This window comes from Nonomuraea sp. NPDC049714 (genome assembly GCF_044465295.1).
Taxonomy (GTDB): domain Bacteria; phylum Actinomycetota; class Actinomycetes; order Streptosporangiales; family Streptosporangiaceae; genus Nonomuraea.
In genome coordinates this window covers 754,267-769,436 of the sequence record NZ_JBITLM010000003.1, presented here as the reverse complement: position 1 = coordinate 769,436, position 15,170 = coordinate 754,267, and the positions used below count along the sequence as shown (strand labels likewise).

Genomic DNA, 15,170 nt, shown 5'->3' with positions numbered 1-15,170 from the left:
ACCCCCCCCCCCCCCCCCCCCCCCCGCGCCCCGCCCCGCCCCCCCCCCCCCCCCCCCCCCCCCCCCCCCCCCCCCCCCCCCCCCCCCCCCACGTCAGGGGTCAGTCCATGACCACGATCTGGCGCAGGACCTCGCCGCTCTTCAGCGCGGCCACCGCGTCGTTCAGGTCGGCCAGCCGGATCCGGGCGCTGATCATCGACTCCAGGTCGAGCTGCCCCGCCTTGTACAGGTTGGCGAAGTAGGGGAAGTCGTGTCGTACGTCTGACTCGCCGTACAGGCTGGACAGCAGGTTCTTGCCCTCGAAGAGCAGGTTGAAGGCGGAGAAGGAGACCATGTCGTCGGCCGCGCCGGCGCCGACGACGATGACGTCGCCCCCGGCGCGGGTGATCTGCCAGGCGTTCTGGATGGTGGCCGACTTGCCGACGACCTCGAAGCCGTAGTCGAAGCCGTTGCCGCCGGTGAGCTCGTTCAGCGCGGCGGGCACCTGCTCGGGCGTGACCGCATGGGTCGCGCCGACCTTCTTGGCCAGCGTGTGCTTGGACTCCAGCGGGTCCACCGCGAGGATCGTCCGGGCGCCGGACACGCGGGCGCCCTGGATCACCGACAGGCCGACGCCGCCGCAGCCGATCACCGCGACCGTGGAGCCCGGCCGCACCTTCGCGGTGTTGATCGCGGCGCCGACGCCGGTCGTGATGCCGCAGCCGATCAGCGCCCCGACCTCCCACGGCACCTCGGGGTCGAGCTTGATCGCGGCCTGCCACGGGATCACGATCTCCTCGGCCCAGGTGCCGCAGCCGGCCATGCCGAAGGCCGTGGTGCCGCCGCCGAAGCGGAAGTTGCCCTTGGTGAACGACTCGATGATGTACTTCAGGCAGAGGTACGGCTGGCCGCCCAGGCACAGGTCACACTCCTGGCAGGCCGGGCGCCAGCTGATCACCACGTGGTCGCCGGGTTTGACCGTGGAGACGTGCTCCCCGACCTCCACCACCTCGCCCGCGCCCTCGTGGCCGAGGACGAGCGGCACGGGCTGGGGCAGCACGCCGGTCATGGCCGACAGGTCGGAGTGGCAGACGCCGGTGGCCTTGATCCGGACCCGGACGTCGGTGGGCCCGACGGGGGCCAGCGTGACGTCATCGCGGATGTCGAGCTTGTCATCGCCTACGGCATGCAGAAGTGCGGCGCGCATGGGGGGTTCCTTCCCGGCTATTCCTCAACGGAAAGTGCGGCTTTCGGACAGGACCGCACCGCGTGGCGTACGCGATCCCGCAGTTCTGGAGGTGGTTCGGGGAGGAGGATGTGGAGCTGATCGTCGTCGTCCACCTCGAACACCTCGGGCGCGAGTCCCATGCACACGGCATTGGCCTCGCAGACCAGTTCGTCCACCTTGACCTTCACGAGAGCCTCCTGTGATCCCATGAGACCATCTTGGTGGGCTCGACCACGTAAGCGACCCGCTTGCGGCCTGTCTGTTCGACGTAGGGGAGCAGGAGCTCGTCCGTCACCCCCGGGGTCATCCTGCGCGCGACGTCCATGCCGACGGCCATGACGTCCTCGGCGTCGTCCATCGCCGTGACCCGGCCGTACACCAGGACGCCGCGCAGCTCGGCGTAGTCCTCGCCGGTCTCGATGAGACAGCTCACCCGGGGGTCGCGCGCCAGGTTGCGGGCCTTCTGGGACTTGCCGTAGGTCCAGAAGGTGATCCGGCCCTTGTCGATCCCGTAGAACATGGTCACCAGATGCGGCGTGCCGTCGGGGTTGATGGTCGCGAGCTGCAGCTTGCGTGCCCCCTCCAGCAACGCGGTGACCTCGTCTTCCGACATGGCGATCCGAGTACGCTGATTCACGCCTGCTAGTAGAACAGGTTCCATTATAGCGGGCAAGAGGACGCCGGAATGTTGTTCGGTTCTACTAGGGTGCAGGGCTATGACGATGCCGCCTGAGCTGCTGCGAGCCGCCGAGGACGCCAAGGGTTTCATGCCGTCGAAGGAGGGCCTGGCCCTGTTCGAGGCGGCCCGGGATTACGGCGCGCGCGGTCCCATCTGCGAGATCGGCACCTACTGCGGCAAGTCCGCCATCTACCTCGGCGCGGCGGCCCGGCAGGCCGGGTCCGTGGTCGTCACCGTCGACCACCACCGGGGCTCGGAGGAGATCCAGCCCGGCTGGGAGCACCACGACCCGGAGCTGGTCGACCCCCGCTTCGGCAAGATGGACTCGCTGCCGGTCTTCCGCGCCACGATCGCCGCCGCGGGCCTGGAGGACGAGGTGATCGCGATCGTCGGCGGGTCCGAGCGGGTGGCCGCGCTCTGGCGTACGCCGCTCGGCATGCTGTTCGTCGACGGCGGCCACTCCGACGAGCCGGTCACCCGCGACTACGAAGGCTGGGCGCCGCACGTCATGACGGGCGGCGCGCTGGTCTTCCACGACATCTACCCCGACCCGGCCGACGGCGGCCAGGCGCCCTACCGGGTCTACCTGCGCGCCCTGGCGTCCGGCGCGTTCGCCGAGGTGCGCGCCGAGGGCTCGCTGCGGGTTCTGGAGCGGGTCGCTCCAGGCATCTAGCCGGCTTTCAGGCGGCTTTCAGGCGGCGCTGGCGATATCTAGACGGTCTGGTGGCGGCGGGCCCACATCCTGCGGGTGTGCGCCTGCCAGGCCTGGAAGTCCTCGTGGCCGCGCGGGTCGTGACCGAGCGCGATGAGCGCGCTGTCCGCCCAGCCGGCCGCCTCTCCCGGAGTGCCTCCCGCGAGGATCGGCACAGCCTGCGCGACATGATCGGGCAGCGGCCCGGCCTGCGTCCTGGCCGCGACCGCGAACGCGCAGCCCTGGGCCAGATGCCCCCGGAACCCGTCGGCCCCCGCGTGCTCGGTCAGCCACCACAGCTCGTCGGCCTCCGCGCCGCCCGTGTAGGCGGCGGCGAACCCGACCCCGCTCCACAGCGCGGCCCGCCTGCTGACCGGGTACGCGGCGATCCTGGCGGCCACGTCGTCGGGCGAGGCGCAGTCGTGGTACCAGAGCAGCCGTCCCAGGCCCTGGTCGAAGAGCGCGCAGTGGGACCTGGTGAGCAGGTCGGGCATGGCCCGCTCGCCCACCATCCGGTCCGCCCGCGCCATGCTCCAGCCGAAGCCGAACCCGTCGAGGGCCAACCACCGCAGCAGCGGATGGGCCCGCCGGGACGCCCGGATCGGCCGCAGGCGCAGCATCGCGTAGCCCCGGCCGACGCCGAGATGGACGGCGAACTGGTGACGTGCCCCGGGGCCGGACAGTAGCTCATGAAGGCGCCGGCCCCGAGTCGCGGTGATCAGATCGAGCACCGCGCACGCCGCCCCCGCCCCCTCGAAGGCGAAGGCTTGCTGCTCACAGGAAATCTCATCGATCCTCACAACTTCCCGTGAGATAACTGCGTTGAAGCCATACAGATACGACTTTTCCGCATTCTCAATGACCGCCCGAGAAGGCCCTCGGGTAAGCCGGAACCTCCGTCTGCTCAGATCGGACTCGCGAGGATCCTTGACCAGAAACCTCCGCCAGCCCCGGACCGGGGTCAGCGTCGGCTGGATCCCGACCTGCTCCAAGAACGATGTTGTGCCCGTGTCGCCCACGCTTCCCCCGAAGACGCCTCGTACGGCCACTCCCGAAACTAGTGACCCCAATGCGGGCATCCATCGAGCCGCCACGCTTTCCCCGGCAAAGAAGCGGCAAAACCCCTTGCGGAGTCAGCGGCGGGCCGGGGCGCAGCCGCACCCATCGGGCTGTGCCACCGACACGGCGGCGGCGTCGCGGAAGACACCGGAGGCGCCCGTCAGGCCGCCCAGGGCGTCGGCGGCCAGCACCACGGCGGCCGCGGTGTATCCGGACCGCTCGTGCGGGAAGTGCTTACTGTTGGCGAACTGCCAGCCGGTCCAGTAGGAGCCGTCCTCGTGCCGTAGATGCTGCATGTCGGCGAAGAGCGTCGCCGCGCGCCCGCTGTCGCCCACCGCGTCCAGGGCCAGCGCCAGCTCGCACGTCTCCGCGCCCGTCACCCACGGCTGGTCGGACACGCACCGGATGCCGAGCCCCGGCACCACGAACGTGGCCCACTCGCGCTCCAGCGACTCCCACGCCTGCGCGCCGCGCACCGCGCCGCCCAGGATGGGGTAGTACCAGTCCATCGAGAAGCGGCTCTTGTCGGCGAACGCCTCCGGATGGGCGGCCAGCACGTGCGCCAGCCGGTCGGCGGCCAGTTCCCAGTGCGGCTGGGGGTCGCCGAGCTGGTCGGCGAGCAGCACAGCGCAGCGCAGCCCCTGGTGGATGGAGGAGCAGCCGGTCAGCAGCGCGTACGTGGCCGCCTGGCCGCGCGCGTCACGCTCCCAGACGATCTCCCCGCGCTCGGTCTGCAGCCCGGCGACGTAGTCGAGCGCCGCCTTGGCCATCGGCCACCGCCGCTCGGCGAAGGACCGCTCACCGGTGACGAGAAAGTGGTGCCAGAGCCCGACGGCGATGTAGGCGGCGTGGTTGGACTCGCCGCCAGCCTCGATCGCGACCCCGTCGAGCAGCTTCATCGGCCAGGAGCCGTCGTCGCGCTGGTGCCTGGCGAGCCAGTCGTAGCCCCTGCGTACAGGCTCGTCCAGCCCGGCGACCGTCATGGCCATCAGGCACTCGATGTGGTTCCACGCGTCGACGTGCCCTTCCGGCCAGGGCACTCCGCCGTCTTCCCGCTGGATGGCCGCGATGCTCTCGGCCGTCTGGACGACCTGCTCGCGGGAGATCACGCCGCGGGCTTCCTGACATAGAGCACGACGCTCTTGCCGATGACCGGATTGAGCAGGGCCTCGGCGATCCTGGTCGCGGCGGGGCGCTTCATGATGTCCCAGACGAGCAGCTCGTGGTACGCCTTCGCGACGGGATGGTCGTCGTTGTTGACGCCGACGGCGCACTTGATCCACCAGTACGGCGCGTGCAGGCCGTGGGCGTGGTGGTGCGGGCCGATCACGAACCCGGTGGCCTTCAGCTTGGCCGACAGCTCGGCCAGCGTGTAGATGCGCACATGCCCGCCGGGGGCGGTGTGGTAGTCCTCGTCGAGCGCCCAGCAGATCCGCTCGGGCAGGAAGCTCGGCACGGTGATCGCGGCCGTGCCGCCGGGCCTGAGCACGCGGAAGATCTCGGCCATCGCCGCCATGTCGTCGGGGATGTGCTCCAGCACCTCGGCGGCGATGACGCGGTCGAAGCCGCCCTCGTCGAACGGCATGTCCAGCGCCGTGCCCTGGACGGTCTCCCCGGTGCCGCCGGGTGGCACCTCGCCCGCCTTGTCCATCGCGGCGAACATGGCCGCCACGTTGTCGAGCTCGGCCTGGTCCATGTCGAACGCGACGACGTCCGCGCCTCGGCGGAGCACCTCGAAGGCGTGCCGGCCGCCGCCGCACCCCAGGTCGAGCACGCGTACGCCGGGGCCGACGGGCAGCCGGTCGAAGTCGACGGTCAGCACTGGACGATCTCCTCTGATCAGCGGGTACGACGGGCCGCGATGGCCTCGCGGTAGGCCTCGACGGTCTTCTTGGCGACGACGTGCCAGGTGTAGCGCTCCATGACCCGGTCGTATCCGGCCTGGCCCACCCGCTGGCGCTCCTCGGGCGAGTCGTGCAGGCGGCGCAGCACGGCGGCGAGCTCCTCGGCGTCGCCGGGCGCGACCTGGACGGCGGCGTCGCCGACGACCTCGGGCAACGCTCCCGTACGGCTGGCGACCAGCGGCGTGGCGCAGGCCATGTGCTCGACGGCGGGCAGCGAGAAGCCCTCGTACAGGGACGGCACCACTGAGATCTCGGAGGTGGCGATGAGCTCGCCCAGCTCGTCGTCGGAGATGCCGTGCACGAAGCAGACCCGGTCCTCCAGCGACAGCTCCCGTACCAGCTTCTCGGTGGGGCCGCCGGGGGTGGGCTTGCTGACCACGGTGAGGTTCACGTCGCGCTCGGTGGCGAGCTTGGCCACCGCGCGCAGCAGCGTGGAGACGCCCTTCATGGGGGAGTCGGCGCTGGCCACGGCCACGATCGAGCCCTTGCGCCGGGGCTTGTCCGGGCGCGGGTGGAAGTAGCGGGTGTCGACGCCGAGCGGGATGAGGCGCATGTTCGCCTGGGGGACGTTGAAGTCGCGGTGGATGTCGGCCAGCGACGACTCGCTGACGGTCAGGATCGGGCTCAGCCGGGGCGCGACCTTGGCCTGCATCCGGACGAACCCGTACCAGCGGCGCATGGTCAGCTTCTTGGCGCCCTTGGCGGCTTCCAGCTCGATCCGCCGGTCCACGCTGATCGGGTGGTGGATGGTGCCGACCACCGGGAACAGCTTCTGGATGCCGAGCAGGCCGTAGCCGAGCGTCTGGTTGTCCTGGACGACGTCGAAGTCGCCGACGCGCTTCTTCAGCTCGCGGTGGGCGCGCAGGGTGAAGGTCAGGGGCTCGGGGAAGCCGGCGGTCCACATGGTGCCGACCTCCAGGAGGTCGATCCAGTCGCGGTATTCGGCGAGCTTGGGGGTCCTGAACGGGTCCTCGTCGCGGTAGAGGTCGAGGCTCGGCACCTTCCGCAGGATCACGCCCTCGTCGAGCTCGGGGTAGGGCTGGCCGGAGAAGACCTCGACGTGGTGACCGAGAGCGACCAGCTCGCGGCTCAGATGGCGGAGATAGACGCCCTGGCCGCCGCAGGTGGGTTTGCTGCGGTAGGACAGCAGTGCGATCCGCAGCGTGTCACTCACGGACACCCCTTTCTCCGCCCGGTAGGCCCAGAGAAGGGCGTGTACCGTGAAAGATGACCTTAGTCCGAGAAGGCTACCATTCGGTAGGTCGTCTGGAATTGTTCGCAGCGGCAGCCATATGCCGTGCGAACTGCGACGTTGCCGTGACCGAGCGTGGTTCGGTAGAACGTGTTCTAGATGGATCTGAGGGCATGGCGTACATTTCCGTCGCAACGGACGCGGCAGCGATAGTTGGAGGACCCCGTTGGCCAGGCGCGCTCTGATCACCGGCATCACCGGCCAGGACGGTTCCTATCTGGCGGAGCACTTGCTCGGTCAGGGATATGAGGTGTGGGGGCTGGCCCGCGGCCAGGCGAACCCGCGGCTGTCGCGGATGCGCAGGCTGCTGGCCGACGTCCAGGTGATCCGGGGCGACCTGCTGGACCAGGGCTCGCTCATCTCCGCGGTGGAACGGGTTCAGCCCGACGAGGTCTACAACCTCGGGGCGATCTCCTTCGTGCCGATGTCATGGGAGCAGGCCGAGCTGACCGCCGAGGTCACCGGGATGGGCGTGCTGCGCATGCTGGAGGCCATCCGGGTCTGCTCGGGCGCGTCGCGCGGCGGCCGCCCCTCCGGCCAGATCCGCTTTTATCAGGCTTCGTCGTCTGAGATGTTCGGGCAGGTCAGTGAGACGCCCCAGACGGAGACGACCGGGTTCCACCCTCGCTCGCCCTACGGCGTCGCCAAGGCGTACGGCCACTTCCTCACCCAGAACTACCGCGAGTCGTACGGCATGTACGCCGTCTCCGGCATCCTGTTCAACCACGAGTCACCGCGCCGGGGGGCCGAGTTCGTCACCCGCAAGGTCTCGCTCGGGGTGGCGCGCATCAAGCTCGGCCTGGCCGCCGAGCTCCGCCTCGGCAACCTGGACGCCCGGCGCGACTGGGGCTACGCGGGCGACTACGTCCGTGCCATGCACCTGATGCTCCGGGCCGAGACGCCGGAGGACTACGTCATCGGCACCGGGCGGATGAAGTCGGTCAAGGAGCTGGTGGAGGCCGCGTTCGCGGCGGTCGGGCTGGACTGGGAGCGCTACGTCGTCACCGACCAGAGCCTGCACCGCCCGGCCGAGGTGGACCTGCTGTGCGCCGACCCGAAGAAGGCCCGCGTCCAGCTCGGCTGGGAGCCCACGGTGTCCTTCGAGGAGCTGGTGGCCATGATGGTCGAGTCCGACCTGCAGCTGCTGACCAACGGCGGCGACCCCGACCAGGAAGGCTCCTGGCCCTGATCTCATCTCTGCCCGGCCGATTCTCGGCATGCCTCATTGACAAAAAGCATTTTTACGTAAAGACTCATTTTTGCGATGAGAGATGTCCTGTACCTAGAAGAGATCGAGCAGGCCGAGGCGCTGCTCAAGCCGCAGCGCGTCGAGGTGCTGCGGCAGCTCGCCGAGCCCGGCACCTGCGGCGAGGTCGCGGTCCGGCTCGGGCAGACCCCGCAGCGGGTCTACTACCACGTCAAGCGGCTGGTGGACGCCGGCCTGGTCGACCTGGTGTCCGAGCGCCGGGTGCGCGGCATCAACGAGGGCATCTACCAGGCGGCCGCCCGCTCCTACTGGCTGTCGCCGCGACTGGTCGGCCGGATCGGGCTGACCAAGGCGCGCGACGAGCTCAGCCTCGGCTATCTGCTCGACCTGATGGAGGAGGTTCAGGCCGACATCGCGGCGCTGGACAGGACCGCGCCGGAGCTGCCGTCCATCGGCCTGTCCGGAGAGATTCACGTTCAGCCTGAAAAGCGGCAGGAGTTCCTGAACGACCTGCAGACCATGATGCGGGAGCTGTTCACCCGCTATGGCGGAGACGAAGGCGACGCCTTCAAGCTCGCCGTCGCCTGTTATCCCAAGGGAGAAGACCATGAGTGACCCGATGATCATCCGTGCCCGCGTCCCCGCCCCCGTCAAGCAGGTGCGGCACGCCCTGACAGACCCGGACACCCTGCGCGTGTGGCTGGCCGAGCACGTCGAGGTGGAGCTGCCCGACCGCTTCGAGTTCTGGGGCCGCTTCACGCCTGAGGGCGATGCGCCGCACCAGCGGCTGCTGCACGCCGATGACCGTACGGTGCGCTTCGCCTGGACGCTCGACGGCGTCGAGACGACGACGGAGTTCGCCGTGGAGGAGGACGGGCCCGACGCGGCGATCGTGTCGGTGTCGCAGAGCCACTTCGACATGCAGGAGGCCATGGAGGAGAGCAACGTCCGCGGCGTCCTGCAGACCTACTGGTACCTCGTGCTGGCCAACCTGGTCGAGCACTTCGAGGGCCGCGCCCTCACGCCCAAGCCCGACTTCACCTCCGCCGAGCTGCGCGCGGAGGTCCTCATCGACGCCCCGCCGGCCAAGGTGTACGCATCCCTGATCGACTCGGAGGCGGTCACCCGCTGGTTCGGCTACCCGATCGAGATCGAGCCGCGCGTCGGCGGACGCTACGCCATGGGCGGGTTCGACGCCGAGGGCGAGCCGGCGAAGATCCTGGAGCTGGAGACCGACCGCAAGATGTCCGTCGACTGGGGACCCGTCGGCGTCGGCACCTGGGAGCTGGAGGGCAGCGGCGGCAAGACCCGGCTGACCCTGGTCCAGAGCGGCTTCGACCGCACGCCCTACGCGGGCTGGCTGGGCAGCGTCTCCGGGCTGGCCGACCTGCGCCGCTTCGTCGAGATGGCGGACTGGAGCCCGATCTGGCTCAGCTGACCTCGGTGGGTGGCTCCGACAGGTGAGCGAGCACGGTCTCCGCGACCGTGCCGAGCACCTCGATCTGCTCCCTGGTCAACAGGTCGATGAAATGGCGGCGCACGGACTCGACATGGTCCGGCGCCGCCGCCTCGATGGCCCGCAGCCCGCCCTCGGTCAGCACGACCATGGCGCCCCGGGCGTCGGACTCGCACTCCTCGCGGGTGACCAGCCCGCGCTGCTCCATCCGTGAGATGTGCCGGGACAACCGGCTCTTGGACCAGAGCATCCGCTCGGCGAGCTTGGTCAGCCGCCAGCGGTGATCGGTGGTCGAGGTCAGCGCCGTCAGCACGTCGTAGTCGGGCGCGGACAGCCCCGAGTCGTGCAGCAGGTCGCGGCTGACCTGGGCGTCGAGCAGCAACCTCATCCGGCGATAGCCGATCCACGCCCGGAACTCGGCATCGTCCAGCCAGCGGGGCTCGTCCATGCTCCCACCCTAGTTCTGTTTGGTTGACGTGTAACCAACTGCGGCTTTAGGTTTACATGTAAACCGTCATAGGGAGGGGCTGCCATGACCACGCCGCTGTTCGGGCTCGGCATCTCGGCTTCGGCCGCTCAGGGGGCCGATCCGGTGAGTGACGCGCGGGCCGCCGAGGAGCTCGGGTACGACTTCGTCTCCACCTCCGACCACCCGTCGGGCACCGAGCCGAGCTACGAGGTATGGACGATGCTCACCTGGGTGGCCGCCGCCACCTCCCGGGTCAAGATCGCGACCCGGGTGCTCGGCGTGCCGTACCGGCCGCCCGCGATGGTCGCCAAGATGGCCGAGAGCCTGCACCGGCTCTCCGGAGGACGGCTCATCCTGGGGCTCGGCGGCGGCTACTCCGACGAGGAGTTCCGCGCGTTCGGCCTCGGGGTGCCCACGCCGCGGGAGAAGGTCGACGGGATGGTGGACGCCATCCACATCATGCGCGGGCTGTGGTCGCAGCCGGAGTTCTCCTACAGGGGCGACCGCTACCACACCGAGCAGGCCGCCATGGAGCCCAAGCCGGACACGCCGATCCCCATCTGGCTCGGCACTTACGGGAACCGGGCGCTGGCGGCGACCGGCCGGCTGGCGGACGGGTGGATCCCCTCGCTCGGGTTCGCGCCGCCGGAGCAGGCCGCCGTCATGCGCGAGCGGGTCCTGTCGGCCGCGCAGGGGCGGCCGGTGCGGTGCGTCTACAACGTGCCCTTCGAGATCGGTACGGGCTCCGGCTCGCCGTCGGTGGTGGCCGGGTCCCCGCAGGCCGTGCTGGATCGGCTCGGGGCGTTGGCGGCCCTGGGCTTCACCTCGATGAACTTCATGCCCGCCGGTCCGGATCCCCGTGGCCAGGCCGAGCGGCTGGCCCTGGAGGTCCTGCCGGAGTTGCGCGCGCTGGTGTGAGTGGTGGGGCCGCCTGTCTGATGGCGGTCCGTGGGGCGCTGGTCGTGAAGGCTGGCTTTTGCCCGGTGCTGTTGTTCTGTCTCGGTTGCCCTCCGGGTGGTTCGGCGGTCGGTGATGGGCGATGGTCAGGCGGGTGGGCGAACTCTGCGGTGGCGGATGGAGTCGTCCTGGTCGAAGCGGCTGAGGATGGCGGACAGCAGGGCGCGGGCGTCGGTGACGCGGGCCGCGCCGTACTCCTCGGTCAGTTCGGCTTCGAGTGCGGCGCGGTGGGCGCGGGCGGCGCGCACCGCCGCCTCGCCGTGCTGGGTAAGACGGAGCAGCCTGGTACGCGCGTCGTCGAGGGACGGCTCTCGGGCGAGCAGGCCACGGCGCTCCATGTCGGCGACGGCCTTCGACGCGCCCTGCTGGGTGACGCCCATCCGCTCGGCCAGCGCGGTGATCGACAGGGGCCCCGCGAGCACGTGCTGGATGATCACGCCGTCGTTGAACCGCAGCTCGCCGAAGCCGTCCGCGGCCAGCCGTCGCTGCACCTCGTCCGCCATCGCCCAGCCGGCGAACAGGCTCACCAAGGAGAGGTCCAGGGATTCTGGAGTAAGATTCACAACCATGGTTGTGAAATCTAGCGAACCACCGGCGGCCATGCGTGCGGAGTTCGTCCGCGTCGCCCATCGGATCGTGTGGTGCACGCTGGTCACCGTGGACAGCCGGGGCCGGCCGCGCTCCCGTGTGGTGCACCCCTACTGGGAGGAGGCGGGCGGGGAGCTCGTCGGATTGGTGTTCACCAGGCCCACACCGCTCAAGGTCGCCCACCTGGCGCGTACGCCGTTCGTGTCGTGCTCCTACTGGGACCCGGCCCAGGAGGTCGCGGTCGCCGAGTGTGAGGCGGCCTTCGCCGGCGATGAGGCGACTCGGCGGAAGGTGTGGGACCTGTTCGCCGGCGCGGAGGAGCCGCTCGGGTACGATCCGCGCATCCTGGGCGTGGTGGATCATCGCGACGAGAGCATCACGGTGCTGAGGCTGACGCCGTGGCGGCTGAGCACGCTCAAGAGCGCCTGGCAGCGCCCCGACGGGGCAGCACAGCACATCGCCACGCTGTGAAAAAGCTCGGTACGGCAGAGCGGCCCTTTGCGGCGCCTGCCTGTGGATGACGCGATGTTCTCCACAGAACCTCGTTCGCACGATCGGCCGGTGGCGGCGGGCGCGCATCCTGGACGGCGTGAACACCCCCGCCTCGCCGCTGATCGATCGCGCCCGCCGCGTCACCCGCGCGATCCCCCAGGCCGTCGCCTGCCGCCGGACGGCGGCGCACATCTGGGTGTGGACCCCCTCACCAGTGCCACCCGAAAGCATTTCGGCGGGGGCGATCTGGTCGGCCCGATTCGGTGGGCCGGATCCGAGGACGATGCGCGTACGGACGGCCGCCGGCTTCGTCTCGGACGTCGGACAGCGGTGACGCGATCGCCGGGCGAGGCCGGGGCAGAGCCGATGCCGAGCCAAGTTCTGTGGAAATCCAGCCATCGGAGGGGATGAATTTGGCTCGTCTACCCAGATCAGCTATTACGTAGATGGTGATCCCGCAACCTGTGCTCGTCTCTGCCCCGCCGCCGGACGCCCGATGCCGCTGTCGCTGGGCCATCGCGCCGATCGAGCCGGAGGCACGGCGATGACGACGAGCGGCGTTCCGGTCGACGCCGATGCCGTGGACGATGCCGCAGGGCGCCTGGCCGGTGTGGTGCGGACGACGCCACTCGAACGCAACACGCGCCTCTCCGATGCGATGGGCGCCGAGGTGTGGCTCAAGCGTGAGGATCTGCAGACCGTGCGCTCCTACAAGGTGCGTGGCGCGTTCAACCTGATCGCGCAGCTGGACGGCATCGCGCGAGCGGCCGGGGTGGTCGCCGCCAGTGCCGGCAATCATGCGCAGGGCGTGGCCTACGCCTGCTCGGCACTCGGCGTACACGGCCGGGTGTATCTGCCGCGCACGACGCCGCGCCAGAAGCGCGACCGGATCGCGGCGCTGGGCGGCAGCATGATCGAAACCGTCCTGGGCGGCGACACCTACGACGAGGCGGCGGCCGCCGCGGCCGCCGATGCCCGCGCGACCGGCGCGACGATCGTGCCGGCGTTCGACGATGCGCGGACCATCGCCGGCCAGGGGACCGTCATCCGCGAGGCGGTGGAGCAGCTCGGCACCGGCCCGGACGTGGTGGTGGTGCCTGTCGGCGGCGGCGGGCTGCTGGCCGGCTCCCTCGCGTGGCTGGGCCGGCGGCACCCGCGCACTCGGGTCATCGGCGTCGAGCCTCAGGGCGCCGCCGGCGTCGCCGCGGCACTCGCCGCCGGAAAGCCCGTCACCCTGAGCGAGATCGACACCTTCGTCGACGGCGCAGCCGTGCGCAGAGCCGGGGACATCACGTTCCCGATCATCGCGGCCGCGGATGTCGAGCTCGTCGCTGTGCCGGAAGGCCGGGTGTGCAGCGAGATGCTGGCCCTTTACCAGACCGACGGCATCATCGCCGAGCCCGCCGGTGCGCTCGCCGGCTCCGCTCTCGGGCTGGTGGAGATCCCGGACTCCGCCACAGTGGTCTGCGTGCTTTCCGGCGGGAACAACGACGTCAGCCGTTACGCCGAGGTCGTCGAACGCGCCCTGATCCACGAGGAGCGCAAGCACTATTTCCTGATCGAGTTTCCCCAGGAGCCGGGCGCGTTGCGCCGATTCCTCGACGAGGTGCTCGGCCCGAACGAGGACATCACCCTGTTCGAGTACGTCAAGCACAACAACCGCGAGACCGGCCCCGCCCTGGTCGGTATCGAGCTGACCGCCCCCGACGACCTGCCGGGTCTGCTGAAGCGAATGGAGGCCGCCCCGCTCCGGATCGAACGCATCGACGCCTCCAGTCCGCTCTTTCGATTCCTGCTATGACGCGCCGATCCGGGAGGACCGAGTGGTGCCTGCAGGCTGGTCGAGGAGAACTTGTCCACGACCTTCGACTCAGCGTGTACCGCCGCACCTACGGGCATACTCCCGGCGGGCGTCAACGCCGGATAGCCCGGCAGGACGTCAGCTGTTGAGGAGGCGGCTCGCCTGAGCGAGGATCTGCTCCGGGTCGTCGACCGCCGGGTAGATCCACTTCGTGTTGATGTCCTGCTTCATGGTCTTGGCCTCAGGGCCGGTCGCCGTGACCGTACGCTCCCAGCCGTTCGTGAGAACGGCGCCGGCGGACCCCAGGTCCAGGGCGTTGCTGTAGGGGTCAGCGGTGAAAGGCAGGAGGTCGGTCCCGAGGAGTCCGGCTGCCACGTTGTATCCGGCGCACTTGCCCATCGGCTGGGCGTGCTGGCAGCTCTGGATCGTGTAGTGCCCGTCCTCGGCGGCGGCCACCGCCGTGTCGCCGGCCGCGTACACGTCGGGGACTCCGATCACCCGCATGTAGCTGTCGACGGTCAGCCTGCCCAGGTGGTCGCGTTCTCCCGGGATCTGGGCCGTGAGCGGGCTCGCGGCCATGCCGGCCGTCCAGATGACGGTCGCCGCCGGGATGACCTCGCCCTCCGAGAGAACGACCTTCTCAGGGGTCACTGACGCCACGGTGGAGCCCAGACGTCGTTCGATCTTCAGCTGGTCGATCGCGCCGTCGATGTGCGGGCGAGGTCCTGGGCCGAGCTCCGGGCCGAGGACGTCGGCGCGGTCGACCAGGACGATCCGTACTGTCTCGCGGGCGCCCTGCCCGTCGGCGATCGCCCGCAGGCGCTCACCCAGGACGGTGGCGATCTCCAGGCCGGTGAAGCCGGCGCCCACGACGACGGCCGTGTACCGGCCGTCGGAGGGCTCCCGCTGGGGCAGGCGCCGCAGGTGGTGGTCGAGCGCGGCCGCCGCGGGCAGGGTGTCGATGTCGAAGACGTCCCCCGCGCCGGGGAAGGTGGGGCGTACCAGCTGACTGCCGGTCGCCAGCACGAGCTTGTCGTAGGACAGGGTCTGGCCGGTGCCGTCCCGCCCGACCGTGCGGACGGTACGGGCTTCGGTGTCGATGTCGGTCACCGTCGCGGTGAGGCGGCGTACCCCGATCGGGCCGAGGACGCGGTCCAGAGGAACCCGCATGGTCTCGGGGTCGTCCTCGTACAGGCGCGGACGGATGACCAGGTCGTCGCCGCCGCTGACCAGCGTCACGCGCAGCTCGTCCCCGGTGCTTCCGGCCGCGCGCGCGGCGCGAACGGCTCCTGCCGCGCTCCACACGCCGGCGAAACCGCCACCGATGACCAGGATGTCCTTCATGCTTTCTCCCCTTTGACGTGCGTGCGGACGTCGCCGCCAGGACCGATTCCCGGCTCGTCGAACG

18 protein-coding genes are annotated in these 15,170 nt (G+C 70.1%); 8 read left to right on the top strand and 10 right to left on the bottom strand.

Annotated features, from left to right (window positions below):
* Window positions 1-100: 100 nt before the first annotated feature.
* From ACIBQX_RS16925 to ACIBQX_RS16915, 3 genes are read right to left on the bottom strand one after another with little or no spacing between them, the layout of a single operon-like run.
* Window positions 101-1,186 (bottom strand): Zn-dependent alcohol dehydrogenase, encoded by a 1,086-nt coding sequence (locus ACIBQX_RS16925; protein WP_397005280.1) that lies wholly within the window; start codon window positions 1,184-1,186, stop codon window positions 101-103.
* A 17-nt stretch (window positions 1,187-1,203) separates the two neighbouring features.
* Window positions 1,204-1,395, bottom strand: a complete 192-nt coding sequence (locus ACIBQX_RS16920) for a ferredoxin (RefSeq protein ID WP_397005278.1) — start codon at window positions 1,393-1,395, stop codon at window positions 1,204-1,206.
* Window positions 1,392-1,844, bottom strand: a complete 453-nt coding sequence (locus tag ACIBQX_RS16915) for a pyridoxamine 5'-phosphate oxidase family protein (protein ID WP_397005276.1) — start codon at window positions 1,842-1,844, stop codon at window positions 1,392-1,394. The genes ACIBQX_RS16920 and ACIBQX_RS16915 overlap by 4 nt, the downstream gene beginning before the upstream one ends.
* Before the next feature lie 85 nt (window positions 1,845-1,929).
* Here ACIBQX_RS16915 and ACIBQX_RS16910 point away from each other — a divergent pair, with 85 nt between their 5' ends.
* Window positions 1,930-2,559: a class I SAM-dependent methyltransferase gene (locus ACIBQX_RS16910; RefSeq protein WP_397005455.1), complete on the top strand. Its 630-nt coding sequence runs from the start codon at window positions 1,930-1,932 to the stop codon at window positions 2,557-2,559.
* Between the two features lie 38 nt (window positions 2,560-2,597).
* On the opposite strand, the gene ACIBQX_RS16905 is transcribed toward ACIBQX_RS16910, so the two are convergent.
* From ACIBQX_RS16905 to ACIBQX_RS16890, 4 genes are read right to left on the bottom strand one after another with little or no spacing between them, the layout of a single operon-like run.
* Window positions 2,598-3,656, bottom strand: coding sequence for a DUF1702 family protein (locus ACIBQX_RS16905; RefSeq protein WP_397005274.1), 1,059 nt, complete (start codon window positions 3,654-3,656; stop codon window positions 2,598-2,600).
* Window positions 3,657-3,710: 54 nt separating this feature from the next.
* The gene (locus ACIBQX_RS16900) at window positions 3,711-4,745 is read right to left on the bottom strand and encodes a prenyltransferase (protein ID WP_397005272.1); all 1,035 of its coding nucleotides are present in this window, start codon (window positions 4,743-4,745) and stop codon (window positions 3,711-3,713) included.
* Complete coding sequence (locus ACIBQX_RS16895; RefSeq protein ID WP_397005271.1) at window positions 4,742-5,458, bottom strand: class I SAM-dependent methyltransferase; 717 nt, start codon at window positions 5,456-5,458, stop codon at window positions 4,742-4,744. The genes ACIBQX_RS16900 and ACIBQX_RS16895 overlap by 4 nt, the downstream gene beginning before the upstream one ends.
* 17 nt (window positions 5,459-5,475) lie before the next feature.
* Entirely contained in the window at window positions 5,476-6,720 is a 1,245-nt protein-coding gene (locus tag ACIBQX_RS16890) for a glycosyltransferase family 4 protein (protein ID WP_397005269.1), read from the bottom strand.
* 238 nt (window positions 6,721-6,958) lie between these two features.
* Here ACIBQX_RS16890 and ACIBQX_RS16885 point away from each other — a divergent pair, with 238 nt between their 5' ends.
* The 3 genes from ACIBQX_RS16885 to ACIBQX_RS16875 all read left to right on the top strand — a co-directional run bounded on the left by ACIBQX_RS16885 (window position 6,959) and on the right by ACIBQX_RS16875 (window position 9,437).
* Window positions 6,959-7,981, top strand: a complete 1,023-nt coding sequence (locus tag ACIBQX_RS16885) for a GDP-mannose 4,6-dehydratase (RefSeq protein ID WP_397005267.1) — start codon at window positions 6,959-6,961, stop codon at window positions 7,979-7,981.
* Between the two features lie 75 nt (window positions 7,982-8,056).
* Window positions 8,057-8,614 carry a helix-turn-helix domain-containing protein gene (locus ACIBQX_RS16880; RefSeq protein ID WP_397005265.1) on the top strand — a complete coding sequence of 186 codons (558 nt, stop codon included), beginning with the start codon at window positions 8,057-8,059 and terminating at the stop codon, window positions 8,612-8,614.
* Window positions 8,607-9,437 carry an SRPBCC family protein gene (locus ACIBQX_RS16875; RefSeq protein ID WP_397005263.1) on the top strand — a complete coding sequence of 277 codons (831 nt, stop codon included), beginning with the start codon at window positions 8,607-8,609 and terminating at the stop codon, window positions 9,435-9,437. Before ACIBQX_RS16880 ends, ACIBQX_RS16875 begins: the two co-directional genes overlap by 8 nt.
* Here the strand turns inward: ACIBQX_RS16875 and ACIBQX_RS16870 are convergent.
* Entirely contained in the window at window positions 9,430-9,903 is a 474-nt protein-coding gene (locus ACIBQX_RS16870) for a MarR family winged helix-turn-helix transcriptional regulator (RefSeq protein WP_397005261.1), read from the bottom strand. The genes ACIBQX_RS16875 and ACIBQX_RS16870 overlap by 8 nt on opposite strands.
* A gap of 84 nt (window positions 9,904-9,987) precedes the next feature.
* Here ACIBQX_RS16870 and ACIBQX_RS16865 point away from each other — a divergent pair, with 84 nt between their 5' ends.
* A complete protein-coding gene (locus ACIBQX_RS16865) occupies window positions 9,988-10,842 on the top strand; it encodes an LLM class flavin-dependent oxidoreductase (protein ID WP_397005259.1) in 855 nt (284 codons plus the stop codon).
* Between the two features lie 125 nt (window positions 10,843-10,967).
* Here ACIBQX_RS16865 and ACIBQX_RS16860 read toward each other — a convergent pair whose 3' ends face one another.
* Complete coding sequence (locus tag ACIBQX_RS16860; protein WP_397005257.1) at window positions 10,968-11,450, bottom strand: MarR family winged helix-turn-helix transcriptional regulator; 483 nt, start codon at window positions 11,448-11,450, stop codon at window positions 10,968-10,970.
* On the opposite strand from ACIBQX_RS16860, the gene ACIBQX_RS16855 reads away from it, so the two are divergent.
* The 3 genes from ACIBQX_RS16855 to ilvA all read left to right on the top strand — a co-directional run bounded on the left by ACIBQX_RS16855 (window position 11,449) and on the right by ilvA (window position 13,762).
* Window positions 11,449-11,940 (top strand): pyridoxamine 5'-phosphate oxidase family protein, encoded by a 492-nt coding sequence (locus ACIBQX_RS16855; protein WP_397005255.1) that lies wholly within the window; start codon window positions 11,449-11,451, stop codon window positions 11,938-11,940. The genes ACIBQX_RS16860 and ACIBQX_RS16855 overlap by 2 nt on opposite strands.
* 118 nt (window positions 11,941-12,058) lie before the next feature.
* On the top strand, window positions 12,059-12,295 hold the full coding sequence (locus ACIBQX_RS16850; RefSeq protein ID WP_397005253.1) for a hypothetical protein: 237 nt from the start codon (window positions 12,059-12,061) through the stop codon (window positions 12,293-12,295).
* A gap of 162 nt (window positions 12,296-12,457) precedes the next feature.
* A complete protein-coding gene (gene ilvA / locus ACIBQX_RS16845; RefSeq protein ID WP_397005251.1) occupies window positions 12,458-13,762 on the top strand; it encodes a threonine ammonia-lyase IlvA in 1,305 nt (434 codons plus the stop codon).
* Window positions 13,763-13,900: 138 nt separating this feature from the next.
* Here the strand turns inward: ilvA and ACIBQX_RS16840 are convergent, their stop codons facing one another.
* The gene (locus tag ACIBQX_RS16840) at window positions 13,901-15,106 is read right to left on the bottom strand and encodes an NAD(P)/FAD-dependent oxidoreductase (RefSeq protein WP_397005249.1); all 1,206 of its coding nucleotides are present in this window, start codon (window positions 15,104-15,106) and stop codon (window positions 13,901-13,903) included.
* Window positions 15,107-15,170 lie beyond the last annotated feature (64 nt).